This is a genomic window from Mesorhizobium norvegicum (assembly GCF_004919685.1).
Taxonomy (GTDB): Bacteria; Pseudomonadota; Alphaproteobacteria; order Rhizobiales; family Rhizobiaceae; genus Mesorhizobium; species Mesorhizobium norvegicum.
The window spans coordinates 116,375-132,918 of the sequence record NZ_SMYZ01000012.1; the positions used below are offsets into that span (position 1 = coordinate 116,375).

The 16,544-nt window shown below is 64.1% G+C and carries 12 protein-coding genes; 5 read left to right on the top strand and 7 right to left on the bottom strand.

Annotation, left to right across the window (positions count from 1 at the left end; all coding sequences use genetic code 11):
• Positions 1-28: 28 nt before the first annotated feature.
• Complete coding sequence (locus tag FCU66_RS05160; protein ID WP_136617110.1) at positions 29-3,517, bottom strand: PAS domain-containing hybrid sensor histidine kinase/response regulator; 3,489 nt, start codon at positions 3,515-3,517, stop codon at positions 29-31.
• A gap of 251 nt (positions 3,518-3,768) precedes the next feature.
• Here FCU66_RS05160 and mscL point away from each other — a divergent pair, with 251 nt between their 5' ends.
• Positions 3,769-4,191, top strand: coding sequence for a large conductance mechanosensitive channel protein MscL (mscL, locus tag FCU66_RS05165; RefSeq protein WP_136617111.1), 423 nt, complete (start codon positions 3,769-3,771; stop codon positions 4,189-4,191).
• Positions 4,192-4,302: 111 nt separating this feature from the next.
• Positions 4,303-5,469 (top strand): pyridoxal phosphate-dependent aminotransferase, encoded by a 1,167-nt coding sequence (locus FCU66_RS05170; protein ID WP_136617112.1) that lies wholly within the window; start codon positions 4,303-4,305, stop codon positions 5,467-5,469.
• A 78-nt stretch (positions 5,470-5,547) separates the two neighbouring features.
• Here the strand turns inward: FCU66_RS05170 and hemA are convergent, their stop codons facing one another.
• Positions 5,548-6,825 carry a 5-aminolevulinate synthase gene (gene hemA, locus FCU66_RS05175; RefSeq protein WP_136617113.1) on the bottom strand — a complete coding sequence of 426 codons (1,278 nt, stop codon included), beginning with the start codon at positions 6,823-6,825 and terminating at the stop codon, positions 5,548-5,550.
• 266 nt (positions 6,826-7,091) lie between these two features.
• Between hemA and galE the strand changes: the two genes are divergently transcribed.
• The 3 genes from galE (at position 7,092) to FCU66_RS05190 (ending at position 11,271) form a co-directional block, all read left to right on the top strand.
• A complete protein-coding gene (gene galE / locus FCU66_RS05180) occupies positions 7,092-8,087 on the top strand; it encodes a UDP-glucose 4-epimerase GalE (RefSeq protein WP_136617114.1) in 996 nt (331 codons plus the stop codon).
• Between the two features lie 104 nt (positions 8,088-8,191).
• Entirely contained in the window at positions 8,192-9,442 is a 1,251-nt protein-coding gene (locus FCU66_RS05185) for a D-amino acid dehydrogenase (protein ID WP_136617115.1), read from the top strand.
• Positions 9,443-9,444: 2 nt separating this feature from the next.
• Positions 9,445-11,271, top strand: coding sequence for an alanine racemase (locus FCU66_RS05190; protein ID WP_136617116.1), 1,827 nt, complete (start codon positions 9,445-9,447; stop codon positions 11,269-11,271).
• A gap of 64 nt (positions 11,272-11,335) precedes the next feature.
• Here FCU66_RS05190 and FCU66_RS05195 read toward each other — a convergent pair whose 3' ends face one another.
• Genes FCU66_RS05195 through FCU66_RS05215 form a run of 5 tightly spaced genes read right to left on the bottom strand, consistent with a single transcriptional unit; the run spans position 11,336 to position 16,536 of the window.
• On the bottom strand, positions 11,336-12,712 hold the full coding sequence (locus FCU66_RS05195) for an FGGY-family carbohydrate kinase (RefSeq protein ID WP_136617117.1): 1,377 nt from the start codon (positions 12,710-12,712) through the stop codon (positions 11,336-11,338).
• Positions 12,709-13,026 carry an L-rhamnose mutarotase gene (gene rhaM / locus FCU66_RS05200; protein WP_136617118.1) on the bottom strand — a complete coding sequence of 106 codons (318 nt, stop codon included), beginning with the start codon at positions 13,024-13,026 and terminating at the stop codon, positions 12,709-12,711. The genes FCU66_RS05195 and rhaM overlap by 4 nt, the downstream gene beginning before the upstream one ends.
• On the bottom strand, positions 13,026-14,021 hold the full coding sequence (locus tag FCU66_RS05205; protein WP_136617119.1) for an ABC transporter permease: 996 nt from the start codon (positions 14,019-14,021) through the stop codon (positions 13,026-13,028). The genes rhaM and FCU66_RS05205 overlap by 1 nt, the downstream gene beginning before the upstream one ends.
• Positions 14,018-14,998, bottom strand: a complete 981-nt coding sequence (locus FCU66_RS05210; protein ID WP_136617120.1) for an ABC transporter permease — start codon at positions 14,996-14,998, stop codon at positions 14,018-14,020. Before FCU66_RS05210 ends, FCU66_RS05205 begins: the two co-directional genes overlap by 4 nt.
• The gene (locus FCU66_RS05215; RefSeq protein WP_136617121.1) at positions 14,995-16,536 is read right to left on the bottom strand and encodes a sugar ABC transporter ATP-binding protein; all 1,542 of its coding nucleotides are present in this window, start codon (positions 16,534-16,536) and stop codon (positions 14,995-14,997) included. The genes FCU66_RS05210 and FCU66_RS05215 overlap by 4 nt, the downstream gene beginning before the upstream one ends.
• Positions 16,537-16,544 lie beyond the last annotated feature (8 nt).

Genomic DNA, 16,544 nt, shown 5'->3' on the forward strand with positions numbered 1-16,544 from the left:
TCGCGCCGGCAACGCCAGGCGCCGGATGTTATTCGGCCGCCGATGCCAGCGGCCTGACCCTGGCCATCATCGAGCGCAGCACCGCCGGTTTGAGCGGCTTGTTGATCACCGCAATCTCGAGCCCGCCCGCGGCCGTGCGCACCTCGTTGGAGCGGTCGGCGGTGACCAGCACGGCCGGCAGATTGTCGCCATGGATCGCGCGCAGCCTGACGATGATATCGAGACCGGTTTCGCCGTCGAGATGGTAGTCGGCAAGGACGATGTCCGGGCGGTGCATCGCGGTGCTCTCCAGATCCCTCGAGCCGGACACGGTGTCGACGTTGCAGCCCCAGCCTTCGAGCAGGAGCCGCATGCCTTCGAGGATGCGGGCGTCGTTGTCGATGCACAGAACGTGCAGCCCGGCCAGCGAGGCTGTCGCGCGGGCCGGGGTTTTGGTTTCGATCTCGCGCCGCGGCTCCTGCACGGCCGCCACGGGCAGGATGACGGAAAAGCGCGTGCCCTTGCCCGGATTGGAAAAGATCCGGATCTCCAGGCGCAAAACCCGGGCGATGCGGTCGACGATGGAGAGGCCGAGACCGAGGCCCTCGGCCTCGCGCGCGCCTTCGTCCAGCCGGGTGAATTCGTGAAAGACCGTGTTCAGCTTGTCGCCGGCGATGCCGATGCCGGTGTCGATCACCTGGATCTCGGCCAGTTCGCCGCGCCGCCTGACGCCAACCAGAACGCGGCCGTGGCGCGTATATTTGATGGCGTTGGAGACGAGGTTTTGGATCAGGCGCCGCAACAGGTTGCGGTCCGTGGTCACGGTCAGCGATGACGGCATGATCGTCAGCTCGAGTTTCTTTTCAGCGGCCAGCGGTCGGAAGTCGTTGCCGATCTGGCGCAGCAATCCGTCGAGGTTGAAGGCGGTGTCGTCCGGCTTCATCGCACCGGCGTCGAGGCGGGAGATGTCGAGCACGGCGCCGAGAATGGTCTCGACCGATTCCAGCGAGGATTCGATGTTGACCGCTGCCTTGCCGGCCGGCCCCTTGCCGGCCTTCTCGATCAGCGACGAGCAATAGAGCCGGGCGGCGTTCAGCGGCTGCAGGATGTCGTGGCCGGCGGCGGCGAGGAAGCGCGTCTTGCCGAGATTGGCCTCCTCGGCCAGCATCTGCGCCTGCGCCAGCTCCTCGTTGACGCGGGTCAGTTCGATGGTGCGGGTCTTGACGCGCTGCTCCAGCGATTCATTGGCGCGTTTCAGTGCCAGGTCTTGTTCGACGCGTCCGGAAATGTCGGCATAGGTGGCGACGATGCCGCCGTCCGGCATCGGGTTGGACCGCAGTTCCAGGATGCGGCCGCTGGTTTTCAGCTCCATCTGCCACGGGCTGACGAAGCTGGTCAGCCGGTTGAGCATGGCCACGCGCTGCTCCGCCGGAATGTCGCCGCGCTCCGAGAGATGGCGCAGGATGCTGTCGAGCGATACACCGACCTGGCCCATCTCGTCGGGCAGGTCGAACAGGGCCCGGTACTGGCGGTTCCAGCAGATCAGGCGGAAATCGCGGTCGAAGACGGTGATGCCTTGTTCCATCTGGTCGAGCGCGATCTGCAGCAGGTCGCGGTTATGCTGCAGCGCCTCGGTGGCGTCGTCGAGCAAGCGGAAGGCATCCCTGGATTCGCGGTCGTGGCGCCGAAACAGCAGCGACAGGATCAGCCGCGCCGAGGAGGAGCCGACGGCGCTGGCCAGCAATTGCTCGGAAAAGCGGATGACGTCCATGCTCGCCTGCTCGTTGCCGTGCAGCGATGTTCCGTTGGTCTTTTCGAAAGACTGGAAGGAGCGCTCGGTGCGCTCGACGCCAAGATAGCGACCGATCGTGTCCTTGAGGTCGTTGACGGTGATGGCGGTGCGGAAGCGGCGCAGGCTGGGCATCGGGCCGGCATCGCGCGGCACGAAGATCGACGCCTGGATGCGCTCCAGCGGCACCGATGCGCGCGAGAGGGAACCCAGCACAAAGAACACCGCGTTGATCGACAGGCTCCACAACACGCCGTGATTGAGCGGTTCGGCCACGGTGCCGAACAGGGCCTGCGGCCGCAACGCTTCGAAGCCGAACAGCCCGTGCACGATGATGCCGGTATCGGGTGCGGCAAGCGATGGAAACAGCAGCGTGTAGCCCCAGACGAGGATGCCGGCGACCATGCCAAGTGCGGCACCCCGGCCATTGGCGCCGCGCCAGATCAGCCCGCCGATCAGCGCCGGCGCAAACTGCGCGATGGCGGCGAACGACATCAGGCCGATCGACGACAGGCGCGCGCTGTTGGTGCTCTCGCGGTAATAAAGGAAGGCGATGAACAGCAGGATGAAGATCGCCCCGCGCCGCACATTGAGGATGAGCGTCGACCAGTCTTCGTTCTCGGAGGTCGAGGTCTTGAGCAGGCGGCGCACGAACAGCGGAATGACGAGGTCGTTGGAGATCATGATCGACAGCGCCACGCTCTCGACGATCACCATCGCCGTCGCCGCCGACAGCCCGCCGATGAAGGCCGCCATCGCCAGCACGTCATGGCCGCTGAACAAGGGCAGCGACAGCACGTAGAGATCGCTGCTGGTCCCGGTGCCGACCAGCGACAGGCCGGCAAACGCGATCGGCAGCACGAACAGATTGATCGCCACGAGGTAGAGCGGAAACACCCATGTCGCGGTGCGCAGTTCGGCCTCGCCACGGTTCTCGACGATGGTGACGTAGAACTGCCGCGGCAGCATGATGATGGCAAAGCCGCTCAGGCAAGTCAGCACCAGCCAGGTGGCGAGCGAGGTGTTGTAGCTCATCGCCTGCCGAACCTGTGCATTCTGGGCGAGCTTGTCGAACATATCGCCCGGACCGCCGAAGATCAGGAAGGTGACCATCAGGCCGATGGCCAGGAAGGCGGCAAGCTTGACCACGGTTTCGACGGCCACCGCCAGCACCAGCCCGTCCTGGTGTTCTGTGGCGTCGGCGTGGCGTGTGCCGAACAGCACCGCAAACAGCGCCAGCAGCATGGCGACGACCAGCGAGATGTCGCTGACGAAGGGATCGAAGGAGGGCGGCGATCCCGTATAGTGCTCGACCATCAGGCTGACCGAGCCGGAAATCGCCTTCAACTGCAGCGCGATATAGGGGACCGCGCCAATGGTGGCGATCAGCGTGGCGATCGCCGCGACAGTAAAACTCTTGCCATAGCGTGCGCCGAGGAAGTCGGCGATCGAGGTGATCTTCTCCGTCTTGGCCAGCCGCACGATGCGGTTGAGCAGCGGAAAGCCGAACACGAAGACCAGCACCGGGCCGGTATAGATACCCAGGAATTCGAGGCCGCGTTCGGAAGAGAGGCCGACCGAGCCGAAGAAGGTCCAGGACGTGCAGTAGATCGCGAGGCTGAGCGCGTAGATGAAGGGCCGGGCTCGGCTCGGCCCTGAAATGGCCGAGCGGCGGTCGCCCAGGCTGGCGATGGCGAACAGCAGCGTCACATAGGCGATCGCGATGATGACGATGAACAAGCCCTGCACGCCGGCAAGATCCTCCCTGTGCCGAATTTCAACCCGGCTTGCCCAGACGCAATCACAGCTTGGCTTCCGAGTCCATCACGGCTTTGGGTGCATGAAGGCCGTGATTTCCGGGACTGCCGCAGGGTAAGGAGAAACCGGTTGCTTTCTCCTTTTTGCCGATGTTGCAACCGGAGGTTTTTGTTATGTTGCCTCAGGTCGATGCCCGCAAGGACGGAAACGGCAGCTCGGCCGGTCATGACAAGGAGGGTCGAATGCTGAAAGAATTCCAGGAATTCATTTCCAAGGGCAATGTGATGGACCTTGCGGTCGGCGTCATCATCGGCGCGGCCTTCGGCAAGATCGTAGATTCTCTTGTCAACGACATCATTATGCCGATCGTCGGTGCGATTTTCGGCGGCTTGGACTTCAACAACTATTTCCTGGGGCTCTCCTCGGCCGTCAACGCCACCTCGCTGGCGGACGCCAAAAAGCAAGGCGCTGTTTTCGCCTATGGCAGCTTCATCACCGTGGCGCTGAACTTCATCATCCTCGCTTTCATCATCTTCCTGATGGTCAAGGCAGTGAACAACATGCGCAAGCGGCTTGAGCGCGAGAAGCCGGCTGCACCAGCCGCTCCGCCGCCAGCCGACGTCGCGCTGCTCACCGAAATTCGCGACCTGCTCGCCAAGAGATAGACTGATCAGGTTCTTCTGGACCAAAACCCCGGTCGTTCGCGGCCGGGGTTTTCTGTTTTCGCATCTGGTAAGGAGCGCTGATAAACGCCCGAGATCGGAACGGACCCGCCCATGACCCTCATCGACAGCTTGCGCACGGAGGCCCGCGCCGCGCCCGAAAGCGGCATTGTCGCCGTCGTCAACTACGGCCGGCTGCGCGAGGGCATGATCCCGCTCTGGGCCGGTGAGGGCGATTTGCCAACGCCTTCATTCATCACCGATGCCGCGTCGAAGGCGCTGGCCGGCGGCGAGACGTTCTACACCTGGCAGAAGGGCATCCCCGATCTCAGGCAGGCGCTTTCCCGCTACTATGCCAGGCATTTCGGCGAGACCTTCCCCGAGGAGCAGTTCATCGTCACCGGGTCCGGCATGCACGCCATCCAGCTGGCGCTCGACGCGCTCGCCGGTGCCGGCGACGAGGTTGTCTATCTGTCGCCGGCCTGGCCGAACTTTGATGCTGCCGCGGCGATATCGGGAGCCGTTCCGGTAGCGGTCACGCTCGATCATTCCGGCAATGGCTGGTCCTGCGACGTCGAGAAGATTGCGGCGGCGATCACGCCGCGCACAAAAGCGCTGTTCATCAACACGCCGTCGAACCCGACCGGCTGGACCGCCGATCATGAAACCTTGCAGGCGATCCTCGATCTTGCGCGCGCGAAAAATCTCTGGATCATCGCCGACGAGATCTATTCGCTGTTCCACTACAGCCATGGCCGTGCGCCGTCCTTCCTCGACATCGCCACGGCGGAAGACCGCATCCTGTTCGTCAACAGTTTTTCCAAGAACTGGGCGATGACCGGCTGGCGCGTCGGCTGGATCAAGACGCATCCCGCCTTGCAGCAGGTGTTCGAGAACCTGATCCAGTATTCCAACTCCGGCGTCGCCCAGTTCATGCAACGCGGCGCCGTCGCAGCGCTTGATGAGGGTGATGGCTTCGTTGCCGAACAGGTGGAACGGGCGCGCAAGGCACGCGATCTGGTCTGCGGCATTCTCGGCGCCACAGGCCGCGCCCGGTTCACCGTGCCGCAAGGCGCGTTCTATCTTTTCTTCACGGTCGACGGCATCACCGATTCACGCGCGGCTGCCTTCGACATCGTCGACAAGGCCAATGTCGGCCTGGCTCCCGGTACGGCCTTCGGTCCCGGCGGCGAAGCCTTCCTCAGGCTGTGCTTCCACCGCCGCCTCGACCAGATCGAGGAAGCGGCGCACCGGCTGGCGACGTGGATGAAGAACGCCTGAGCCGCTGACGGAGCCCGAATTGACCGGAAGCGCAGAAAACCGTGTCAGATGGCCGCCGGAGTAGAGTTTCAAACGGCTTCAGCCGCCTGACTTGGGCACCAGCAGGGGAATGATCCGGTCGCTCTTGGCCACAGATGGCCGGCCGGCGGAGCCATAGGGAATGCCGAGCGCATCCCAGGTCTCGACCAGCGCGTCCTGCAACTCCGCGATCAGTGCATCGGAGTGGAACGGCGTCGGCGTGATGCGCAGACGTTCCGTGCCGCGCGGCACGGTCGGGTAGTTGATCGGCTGGATGTAGATGCCGTGCACGCCGAGCAATCGGTCGCTGGCCATTTTGCAGGCCTCCGGATCGCCGACCAGCAGCGGTACGATATGGGTCGGCGAGTCCATCACCGGCAGGCCGGCGGCCGAGAGGATCTGCTTGGTTCGCGTCGCCTGCTGCTGCTGTGCGTCGCGCTCGGCCTGCGAGCGCTTGAGATGGCGGATCGACGTGGTCGACGCGGCGGCGATCGCCGGCGGCAGCGCCGTGGTGAAGATGAAGCCTGGCGCATAGGAGCGCACGGCGTCGATCACCGCACTGGTGCCGGTGATGTAGCCGCCCAGCGTGCCGAACGCCTTGGCCAGCGTGCCTTCGATGATATCGATGCGGTCGGCCAGGCCCTCGCGTTCGGTAATGCCGCCGCCGCGCGGCCCGTACATGCCGACGGCATGGACCTCGTCGATATAGGTCATGGCGTTGTAGCGTTCGGCGAGCTCGACGATCTGCCTGATCGGCGCGATGTCGCCATCCATCGAATAGACGCTTTCGAAGACGATCAGCTTGGCGCGTTCGCGGCCAGCCGCCTGCAGCAGGCTTTCCAGATGCGCGACATCATTGTGGCGGAAGATCTTCTTTTCCGCACCGGAGCGCCGCACGCCTTCGATCATCGAGGCGTGGTTCAACTCGTCCGAGATGATCAGGCAGTTGGGCAAAAGCCGAGCGATGGTCGAAATCGAGGCTTCATTGGAGACAAAGCCGGAGGTGAAGACGAGTGCCGCTTCCTTGTCGTGCAGGTCGGCAAGCTCCAGTTCGAGCTCGACCAGCGGGTTGCTGGTGCCGGAAATGTTGCGGGTGCCGCCGGCGCCCGAACCCATCTTGCCGGCCGCGTTCTGGAAAGCGGCGATGACGTCGGGATGCTGGCCCATGCCGAGATAGTCGTTGGAGCACCAGACGGTGATTTCCTCAGCGCGGCCATTGGAACGCCATATGGCGCGCGGAAACTTACCCGCGATGCGCTCGAGATCGGCGAAAACGCGATAGCGACGCTCGGCATGGAGCTGGTCGATCGCTTCTTCGAAGAACCGCTGATAGTTCATGTCGACTTCCCAATTTTGCGCGGGATCATAATCATTGCCCTATTGGTCGTCCACCGGGCCTTTTTGGTCAAAATGCCACGCCCCGGACCTGTTCCTAACGACCACGGATCGTGGCCTATTCCCTTGATGTGGATCAATTTTGTTTCAGGACGATGCCACATGCCGACAATGCCGGTTACCACGAGTTCTAATGGCCAGGCGGCAGGCTTTCCAGTAAGGCGGGGGTTGAGACAGTTTCCGATAAATCTTGAGATGCGAGGTCGCGGATGACAGTTTTGGTAACAGGCGGCGCCGGTTATATCGGCAGCCATATGGTCTGGGAGCTGCTGGATGCCGGCGAAAGCGTGGTCGTTCTCGACCGTCTTTCGACCGGCTTCGAATGGGCGGTGGCGCCGGAGGCAAAGCTGGTCGTCGGCGATGTCGCCGACAGGGAATTGGTCGGTTCGATCATCAGGGACAACAAGGTCGACGCGATCATCCACTTCGCTGGTTCGATCGTGGTCCCGGAATCGATGGCCGATCCGCTCGGCTATTATGAAAACAACACCAGCAAGACGCGCACGCTGATCGAGACCGCGGTCCGAGAGGGCGTGCCCAATTTCATCTTCTCCTCGACGGCGGCCGTCTATGGCGGCGCCGGACTGGAGCCGGTGCGCGAGGATGCCCGCCTAGCGCCGGAATCGCCCTACGGCCTGTCTAAGCTGATGAGCGAATGGATGCTGCGTGATGCGGCGATCGCGCATGGGTTGCGCTATACGGCACTACGCTACTTCAACGTCGCCGGCGCCGACCCAAAGGGCCGCACCGGCCAGTCGACGCCGGGCGCCACCCATCTGATCAAGGTCGCCTGCGAGACCGCGCTCGGCAAGCGGCCGTTCATGCAAGTGTTCGGCACCGACTATCCGACGCCGGACGGCACCTGCATGCGCGACTACATCCATGTCAGCGACCTGGCGGCGGCGCATCGCCTGGCCTTGCAGCGGCTGCGCGCCGGGGGACAAAGCCTCGTCGCCAATTGCGGCTACAGCCATGGCTACTCGGTGCTCGAGGTCATCGACAGCGTGCGCCGCGCCTTCGGCCATGATTTCGAGGTGAAGATGGGCGATCGTCGCCCTGGCGATGCCGCGGCGGTGGTTGCCAATTCGGATCTCGCCCGCGCCGAACTCGGCTGGACCCCGCAACGCGACGATCTCGACCAGATCGTTGCCGACGCGCTCGCCTGGGAGCGTATCCTGACCGGCAAGAACTCGGCGCGGGGCTGAGCCGGGTTCTCCCAAGGGCTCGCAAGGCACGCGGCGAAGCGCTATTGAAGGCGTTCGCGGCACGGCGTGGAGGCGCCGCGCCGCGTCGAGCTTTGGGGGATGGCATGAAGATAACGGTGCTCGGGGCCGGTGTCGTCGGTACGGCGGCCGCCTATTATCTGGCGAGCGACGGCCACGAGGTCACCGTGATCGAGCGCCATGCGGCGCCGGCACGCGGCACCAGCCAGTCCAACGCCGGTCTGGTGTCGCCAGGCGATGCCACCGCCTGGGCTTCGCCGGCGGCGCTGAAGACCTTCCTGCGCGCGCTCTACAACCATGATCTCGGCATCAAGGTCCGGCTGCGCTTCGATCCGTACTTCCTCGCCTGGAGCCTGCGCTTCTTGCGCCAATGCACGAAAGAGCGCCTGCGCGCCAACAGCCGGGTCAAGCTGCGCCTGGCGCTCTATTCGCGCGACTGCATCAACGCCATCTCGGCCGAAACTGGCATCGGCTATGATGAGCGCAAGAAGGGCATCCTCTATTTCTTCCGCTCGCAGCACAGCCTCGACACTGGCACCGACAATTATCGCTACCTGGCCGAGCACGGCCTGCCGATCGAGATTGTCGGCCGCGAGCGGCTGATCGAGCTTGAACCGGGTCTTGCCGGCGTGAAGGAAAAGATCGCCGGCGGCGTCTATTCGCCGATCGACCAGACCGGCGATTCCCGGCAGTTCGTGGAAAAACTCGCGGCCCACTCGGCCGAAAAACTCGGCGTGAGGTTTCTCTACGGTACGACGGTGGAGGGCCTCGACATCGAGGGCGATCGGGTGCGCGCGGTGATGACTTCGGCCGGACCGGTTTCGGGCGATGCCGTGGTCATCTCGATGGGGCCGGAAAGCGGCCTGCTCGGCCGCCGCTACGGCATCGACCTGCCTGTCTATCCGGTGAAGGGTTATACCGCGACCATTCCGCTGGAGGACGAGAGCAAAGGCCCGACCATGGGCGGCGCCGATGAGGACCAGCTGATCGCCTATTCCAGGCTTGGCAACCGGCTGCGGCTCGCCTCGACCGCCGAATTCACCGGCTTCGACCGCAGCCACAAGCCCAGCGACTTCGCTGCCATGTTCAGGACCGGCAAGGATCTGTTCCCCGGTGCCTTCGACGAGAGGAAGGCCGAGCTGTGGGCGGGCCTGCGGCCGATGATGCCTAACTCGGTGCCGGTCATCGGCCAGGCGCGCTGTGAGAATCTCTATCTCGACACCGGGCACGGCCATGTCGGCTGGACCATGGCCTGCGGCTCCGGCAAATTCCTTGCCGACCTCGTCGCCGGCCGCAAGCCGGAGATCGACCCGCAAGGGCTGGTCTACAGGGGCTAGAGATGTCGGGACCGCAAGTCGCCATCGACCTTGGCCGCATCGAGCGCAATGCGCGCACGATCGTCGAGCGCTGCGCGCTGTCGGGCATCAAGGTGTTCGGCGTCACCAAGGGCACCTGCGGTATGCCGCAAGTGGCGCGCGCCATGTTGCGCGGCGGTGTCGCCGGCATCGCCGAATCGCGCTTCGAGAACATTCGCCGGCTGCGCGACAGCGGCATCAACGCGCCGATCATGCTGCTGCGCAGTCCGCCGATGGCGCGTGTCGAGGAGGTGGTGCGCACCGTCGACATCAGCCTGCAGTCGGAACTCGCCACCATCCGCGAGATTTCGCGCATCGCCGAGCGCATGGGCCGCGTCCACGACATCATGCTGATGATCGATCTCGGCGATCTCCGCGAAGGCATCTGGCCAAACGATCTTATTCCGACGGTCGAACAGATCCAGGAATTCAAGGGCGTGCGCATTGCCGGCATCGGCACCAATCTCGGCTGCTTCGGTGCCATCATGCCGACGCCGGAAAATCTCGGGCAACTCGTCGCCCATGCCTACAAGACCGAGCGCCTGTCCGGCAAAAGCCTCGACTGGATTTCCGGCGGCGCCTCGTCGTCGCTGCCTCTGCTGCTCGAAGGCAGACTGCCGGCCGGCATCAACAATCTGCGGGTCGGCGAAGCGATCCTGCAGGGCGGCGTCGAGACCTTCCGCGACACGCCGTGGGCCGAGCTCGAACCCGATGCCTGCCGGCTGACCAGCGACATTATCGAGGTCAAGCTCAAGCCGTCACGGCCGATCGGCCAATCGGGCTACGACGCCTTCGGCAACCAGCCGGTCTTCCCCGACGAGGGCGACAGGCTGCGCGCCATTGCCAATATCGGCCGCGAGGACGTGCTGGTCGAGGGGCTGACGCCGATCGCCAAGGGGATACGGGTGCTCGGCGCCTCCAGCGACCATCTGCTGCTCGACGTCGCCGATGCCGATCCGCCGCCGGCCGTCGGCGACCGCGTCGCCTTCCGCATGAGCTATGGCGCCATGCTGCTGGCGATGACTTCGGAATACGTCGAGAAGGCCCCGATGCACGACGTCGAGGACTTTTCCGGCCGCAAGATGGTGCAGATCACGGCCGAGCAGGGGGCTGCCGGCATCCTGGCTCGGGAAGGCACCGGCGCGCGGCTGGAAGCGATGAATTTCGACGTCGTCGAGTTGGCCGATGTCGAACGGCCGCCATCGGGGCTGATCCGGCTGACTGCCGGCGCCGACCGTCGCATCGCTCACAAGGCGCTGACCGCAACGGCGCGCGCGACGCATTCCTTCGGCCTGATCTGGATCGATTCCATAGCCGCCCTGATGCCCGAGGACGAGGACGGCATCGACCTGCCGGAAGGCTCGGTCCTGGCGCGTACCCTCGGCCTCGACCACAAAGCGGGTGCGCTGCAGCCGCAGCTGTCGCCGGAGAATGTCGTCATTGTTGGCTTGCGCCATGCCGACCCGGCCGAGGCGCGGGTGCTGAAGGATTCGCGCGTGTCAGCCTTCACCATGACCGATATCGATGCCATGGGCATGCGCGACCTGATGCATGAAGCGATCCGCATCGCCACATCAGGCACGCAAGGTTTTCACGTCAGTTACTCGCCGACCGCAACCGAATTCGCAGGCTGGGCTGCGGGTTCCGGCGGGCTGACCGTGCGTGAAACGCATCAGGCGATGGAGGCGATCGCGCTCTCGGGCGGGCTGCTGTCCATGGATGTTTCGGGCCTGACCGCAGGCCTGGAGCCTCGCATCGGCATCGACGTGATCAATTTCGTCATGTCGGTTTTCGGCAAGCGGATCTTGTAGCTGAGCATGATCCCGAAAAGTGGGTTCCGGTTTTCGCTGGAGATCATGCTCAAACAGACAGACCCTATCCCTGCACTTTGACTGCCGCGCGCCAGGCACTGACATAGTCGACCCACACCGGGTCGGTCGGAGGCTCCATTTTTTCGCCTTTGCCCTGCGCCATCAGTTGATCGGTCGCCAGCAATGCGGCGCCGATGCTGGTGCCGGTGGCGGCTTCGGACGCAACAACGGCGCGTGCCGTGCTGGCTGCCAGCATGCCGACAAAGAGCCGGTTGCGGGCAAAGGGGCCTTCGACAGTGGTCGGGCCGTCGGCGCCGATCAGGTCGAGGCAGGTCGCCGTCATCAGCGCCAGATAGAACGAGATGGCAGCAAAGCGCTGACCATTGTTCATGTTGTCAGCGTTGAGCCATGTCGCAGTCTGATGCGGGAACGGCCCCGAGCCTTGCTGGGTCGACGGCAGCAGCAGCATCTGTCGCGCCAGCACGGCGCCGACATCGGCTTCGGCCCACTGCTCCGGCTGGTCCTTCGTCAGCACGGAAAACTCGCGGCCACCCATGAAGCGCGCCGAGGGAACAGGATTGCCGAGTGCGTTGACATTGACCAGCGTGTCGCGCGCGGCATCCAGCGCAATCTGTTTGCCGCCAACCGCCATCGACACCACCCAGGTACCGGTCGAGACGACAGAGAAAGGCGGCTTGTCGGACAGCAGATGCGGCAGCAGCGACGCGTTGGAATCATGCAGGCCGCAGAAGACCGGCGTTTGCGGATCGAGTCCGGTTCGCGCCGCAACGATGGGCAGGATCGGGCCGAGGCGATCGCTGGCCGGCCGCACCGGCGCCATCAGGCCGCGCCAGTCCAGGCTGTCGACCAATGATGAAAAATCCGCCGTCCACGGGTTCCACAGATCGGTGTGGCAGCCGAGCGAAGTCACCTCGTTGGCGGCGATGCCGGTCAGGCGCAAGGCCCAGTATTGCGGGTACATCAGCATCGCGGCAGCCCTGGCGAATTCCGCCGGGAAGTTCTTCTGCTGCCAGAAGAATTGCGCTCCGAGATTGAGGCCGAGCGGCAGGCGCGGCGTGCCGGTCTCGGCGAAAGGTGGGCGGATCGCTTCATAATCCGCCGCCAGCCTGTCGGGGCCGTCGAATTCATAGTCGAGCACCGGCAGCACCAGCTCGCTCGCGGCGTCGACCAGTGCGCCCGTCGCGCCATGGGTGGTGATCGATATGGCGTCGATGCGCTGTTCGCGGTTGAGGCTGGCAAGGCTGTTGAGGATGAACGTCCAAAGTGCCCCGACATCGTGATGCGGGTAGGGCGCCTGCCGCACCGGCGCATTGGCCGTCCGGCGCAGCGCGACCTCGCTCAACGTCGCGAGGTCGACCAGAGCCACCTTGGCGTTGGTCTTGCCGATGTCGATTACGGCGACGTGGCGCATCGCACTCATGCCATATGGAACACGGTTTCCAACGGCACGGCCACCGGCTCGTTGTCCGGCTTGGTTTCCATGATGTCGGCCATGTGTGCCCACCAGCGCTGCATCACCGGATGCTTGGGCAGTTCGTCCATGCCGTGGTCGTCTCGCCGCCACAGCACGCCGAACAGGATATTGGTCTCCTCGTCGAGGTGGATGGAGTAATCGGAGACGCCGGCCTGCTTCAGCAGTGATACCAGCGCCGGCCAGATCTCGTCGTGACGCCGCTTGTACTCGACCTTCATGCCGGGCTTCAGCTTCATCTTGAACGCGTATTTCTCAGGCATCAGCGCCCTCCGCGCAGCCGCCGCCAGACGATCGGCAGCGCGATGACGATGATCAGCAGCAGGCCGATGAAGATCGACATGACGATGCCGGGCACATTGAGCAGGCCAAGCCCGAAGGTCACCAGCCCCATGATGAAGGCGGCGAGCACGACGCCCAGAATGCTGCCTGCGCCGCCGAGAATGCTGACGCCGCCGAGCACCACCATGGTGATGACTTCCAACTCATAGCCCTGCGCGATCGACGGCCGGGTCGAACCGAGGCGCGAGGTGATCAGCACCGAGGCGATGCCCGACATCAGCCCGGTCAGGCAAAACAGGATGAACTTGGTGCGGCCGACGCGCACGCCGGAAAATTGTGCTGCGACCGGGTTGTTGCCGATGGCAAAGACGCGGCGGCCGAAACTCGTACGGTGCAGCAGGAACCGGTAAACGACAGCCGCAATGAGGAAGAGCACCAGTTCGAACGACACCACCCACCAGACATAGCCCTGGCCGAAAAAGGCGAAGCTTGAGGGGTAGCCCTTGTAGGCCTGGTCGCCGAGGATGATGAAGGCGATGCCGCGAAACAGGCTCATCGTGCCGATGGTGACCACAATCGACGGCAGGCCGAGCCTTGTCACCAGCAACCCATTGAAGGCGCCGCAACCAAGCCCGACGACGATGCCGATCAGCACCAGCACCGGCGTGCCGGCGCCGGCCTGCACCGCCATGCCCATCATCGTCGACGCCAGCGCGATGATGGCCGCCACCGACAGGTCGATCTCGCCCGAAATGATCAGCAGCGCCATGGCGAAGGCGATCAGGCCCTTCTCGGTGAAATTGAAGGTGAGATCGGACAGCGAGTACGGGTCGAGGAAATAGGGCGAGGCGAAGCTGTTGATGGCGAAGATGGCCACGGCCACGACGACCAGCAGCGCTTCCCAGGAAAAGATCGCCGAACGGAACGGCTTGTCGAGCCGGTCGGGAATGTGGCGCGGGGCAGGGATGTCGGTCATGTCACCGCCTCCACCTTTCTGAGGATGATGCGGCCCTGCTGACGTTCGCCGCGCGCATTGAGCACCACGGCCAGAATGATGGCGCTGCCCGAAATCGCCATCTGCCAGAAGGGCGAGATGTTGATGACCGGCAGCGCGTTGGAGATGATACCGAGGAACAGCGCCCCTAACACCGCGCCGCCGACCGAACCGATGCCGCCGGCGATCGAGATACCGCCGATGACACAGGCGGCGATGATGTTGAGCTCATAGCCGTTGGCGACCTCGACCGAGGCGATCACGTAACGCGAGATCCAGAGATAGCCGGAAAGGCCGCCGATCATGCCGGAGATGCAGAAGACGATGAACTTCGTCCGGCCGACATCGATGCCGGCATAGACCGATGCCGTCGGGTTGACGCCGATGGCATAGATCGAGCGGCCGAGCGCGGTGCGTGTCATCAAGATGAAGAACAGCGCAATGACCAGGATGGCGATCCAGGACAGCACCGGAATGCCGAGGAAGGCGGCGCGCTGAAAGCCGATGAAGTCAGCGCTCATCTTGTCAGCGTTGACCCAGGCGCCGCCGGACAGGACGAAGGTGGCGCCGCGATAGATGGTCAGCGTGCCCAACGTCACCACGATCGAGGGGATGTTCAGCCGCCAGACCAAAAGGCCGTTGATGGCGCCGAGCACCAGCCCGACCAACAGTGCGATAACGATCAGCAGCGGGATCGGGATCGCCGGATGCGCGGCGTTCAGCATCGCCACCACCATGCCGGTGAAGCAGAGGTTGGACGCCATCGACAGGTCGATCGACCGGGTCAGGATGACAACCATCTGGCCTAGCGCCAGGATCATCAGGATCGAGGTGTCGTTGAACACCTGGCGCAGATTGCCGGGGTCGGCAAAGGCCGGGAAGCGCGTCGAGATCAGCCCGATCAGCACGACGATGGCTGCGAACAGCCAGATTTCGCGGTATTTGAGGAAAGCCTTCATGCCACGATCCCCGCTGCCGTCCTGACCAGCGTCTCGGCGTCCAGCCCCTTGTTGTCGTAGACCGCCACAACGAGGCCTTCGCGCATGACCACGACGCGGTCGGACATGCCGAGGATTTCAGGCAGTTCCGACGACACCATGATCACCGACAGGCCTTGCGCCACCAACTCGGCCATGAAGCCGTGCACGGCGGCCTTGGAGCCGATGTCGATGCCCTTGGTCGGCTCGTCCAGGATGATGACCTTGGGCGCGGTCGCCAGCCATTTGGCGATGACGATCTTCTGCTGGTTGCCGCCAGACAGCGTACCGACATCCTGACTGAGTGAGGAGGCGCGCAGGTCGAGCCGCTCGGTGTAGGAGCGGGCCAGATCGAACTCTTCCGCCAGCCGCAGCAGGCCGGATTTCGAGGTGCGCTTGAGTGAAGGCAGCGAAACGTTCTGGAAGATCGGCAGGCCGATCACCACGCCCTGCTTGCCGCGCTCCTCCGGCACGTAGACGATGCCGGCATCGATCGAATCCGCCGCCGATTTCGGCGCGATCGTCTTGCCTTCCAAGGTAATCGTGCCGGCTGATATGCGGGTGATGCCCGATATTGCCTGCATCACCTCGCTGCGCCCGGCGCCGACAAGGCCGTAGAAGCCGAGGATTTCGCCCTTGTGCAATTCGAAGCCGATGTCGTTGAACTCGGTCGGGTGCGACAGGCCGGAGACGGAGAGCACAGGCGCGCCGATCTCGGCCTTGCGCTGCGGGAAGATGTGGTCGACCGCGCGGCCGACCATCAGGCGCACGATCTGGCTCTGGCCGGCATCCTTGATCAGGCCTTCACCGACCATCTCGCCGTCGCGGAACACCGTGTAGCGGTCGGCGATGCGGTAGATCTCGTCGAACTTGTGGCTGATGAACAGGATAGCCTTGCCTTCGCTCTTGAGGAACTCGATGAGCAGGAAAAGCTCCTCGATCTCCTTCATCGAAAGCGCGGCGGTCGGCTCGTCCATGATGACGATCTGCGCGTCGATCGACATGGCGCGCGCAACGGCGACCAGATGCTTGTTGGCGATGCCGAGGTCCTTCAGCCGCGCGTCGGCGTCGATATGGCCGGCATGCATGGTGTCGAGCACTTCGCGCGCATTCTTGCGCATCGTGCGCCAGTCGATGGTGCCGAAACGCGTGTGCGGCGCGTGGCCGAGAAAGATGTTCTCGGCGACCGTCAAATCGTCGAACAGCACGGTTTCCTGGTGGATGGCGGTGACGCCATAGCCAAAGGCGGCGTGCGCGCTGGGCAGGGTGACGGCTTGGCCGTCGATGCTGATTGTGCCCGCATCAGGCTGGTAGATGCCGGTCATGATCTTGACCAGCGTCGACTTGCCGGCGCCGTTCTCGCCGATCAACGCGGTCACCTGGCCCGGATAGAGCGACAGGCTGACATTGTGCAGCGCGCGCACGCCGGGAAAGCTCTTGGTGATGCCGGACAGCGTCAGGCGTGGAGCCGAGGCCAGAGGCCGCTCCTTCACCGTGCCGGGTTGGGCTGTCGTGTCCATAGTCGTAT

What these genes read in the sequence shown, in the direction of transcription:
- mscL (WP_136617111.1), top strand. Translation starts at nt 3,769, where the DNA reads ATGCTGAAAGAATTCCAGGAATTCATTTCCAAGGGCAATGTGATGGAC.
- FCU66_RS05170 (WP_136617112.1), top strand. Translation starts at nt 4,303, where the DNA reads ATGACCCTCATCGACAGCTTGCGCACGGAGGCCCGCGCCGCGCCCGAA.
- hemA (WP_136617113.1), bottom strand. Translation starts at nt 6,825, where the DNA reads ATGAACTATCAGCGGTTCTTCGAAGAAGCGATCGACCAGCTCCATGCC.
- galE (WP_136617114.1), top strand. Translation starts at nt 7,092, where the DNA reads ATGACAGTTTTGGTAACAGGCGGCGCCGGTTATATCGGCAGCCATATG.
- FCU66_RS05185 (WP_136617115.1), top strand. Translation starts at nt 8,192, where the DNA reads ATGAAGATAACGGTGCTCGGGGCCGGTGTCGTCGGTACGGCGGCCGCC.
- FCU66_RS05190 (WP_136617116.1), top strand. Translation starts at nt 9,445, where the DNA reads ATGTCGGGACCGCAAGTCGCCATCGACCTTGGCCGCATCGAGCGCAAT.
- FCU66_RS05195 (WP_136617117.1), bottom strand. Translation starts at nt 12,712, where the DNA reads ATGAGTGCGATGCGCCACGTCGCCGTAATCGACATCGGCAAGACCAAC.
- rhaM (WP_136617118.1), bottom strand. Translation starts at nt 13,026, where the DNA reads ATGCCTGAGAAATACGCGTTCAAGATGAAGCTGAAGCCCGGCATGAAG.
- FCU66_RS05205 (WP_136617119.1), bottom strand. Translation starts at nt 14,021, where the DNA reads ATGACCGACATCCCTGCCCCGCGCCACATTCCCGACCGGCTCGACAAG.
- FCU66_RS05210 (WP_136617120.1), bottom strand. Translation starts at nt 14,998, where the DNA reads ATGAAGGCTTTCCTCAAATACCGCGAAATCTGGCTGTTCGCAGCCATC.
- FCU66_RS05215 (WP_136617121.1), bottom strand. Translation starts at nt 16,536, where the DNA reads ATGGACACGACAGCCCAACCCGGCACGGTGAAGGAGCGGCCTCTGGCC.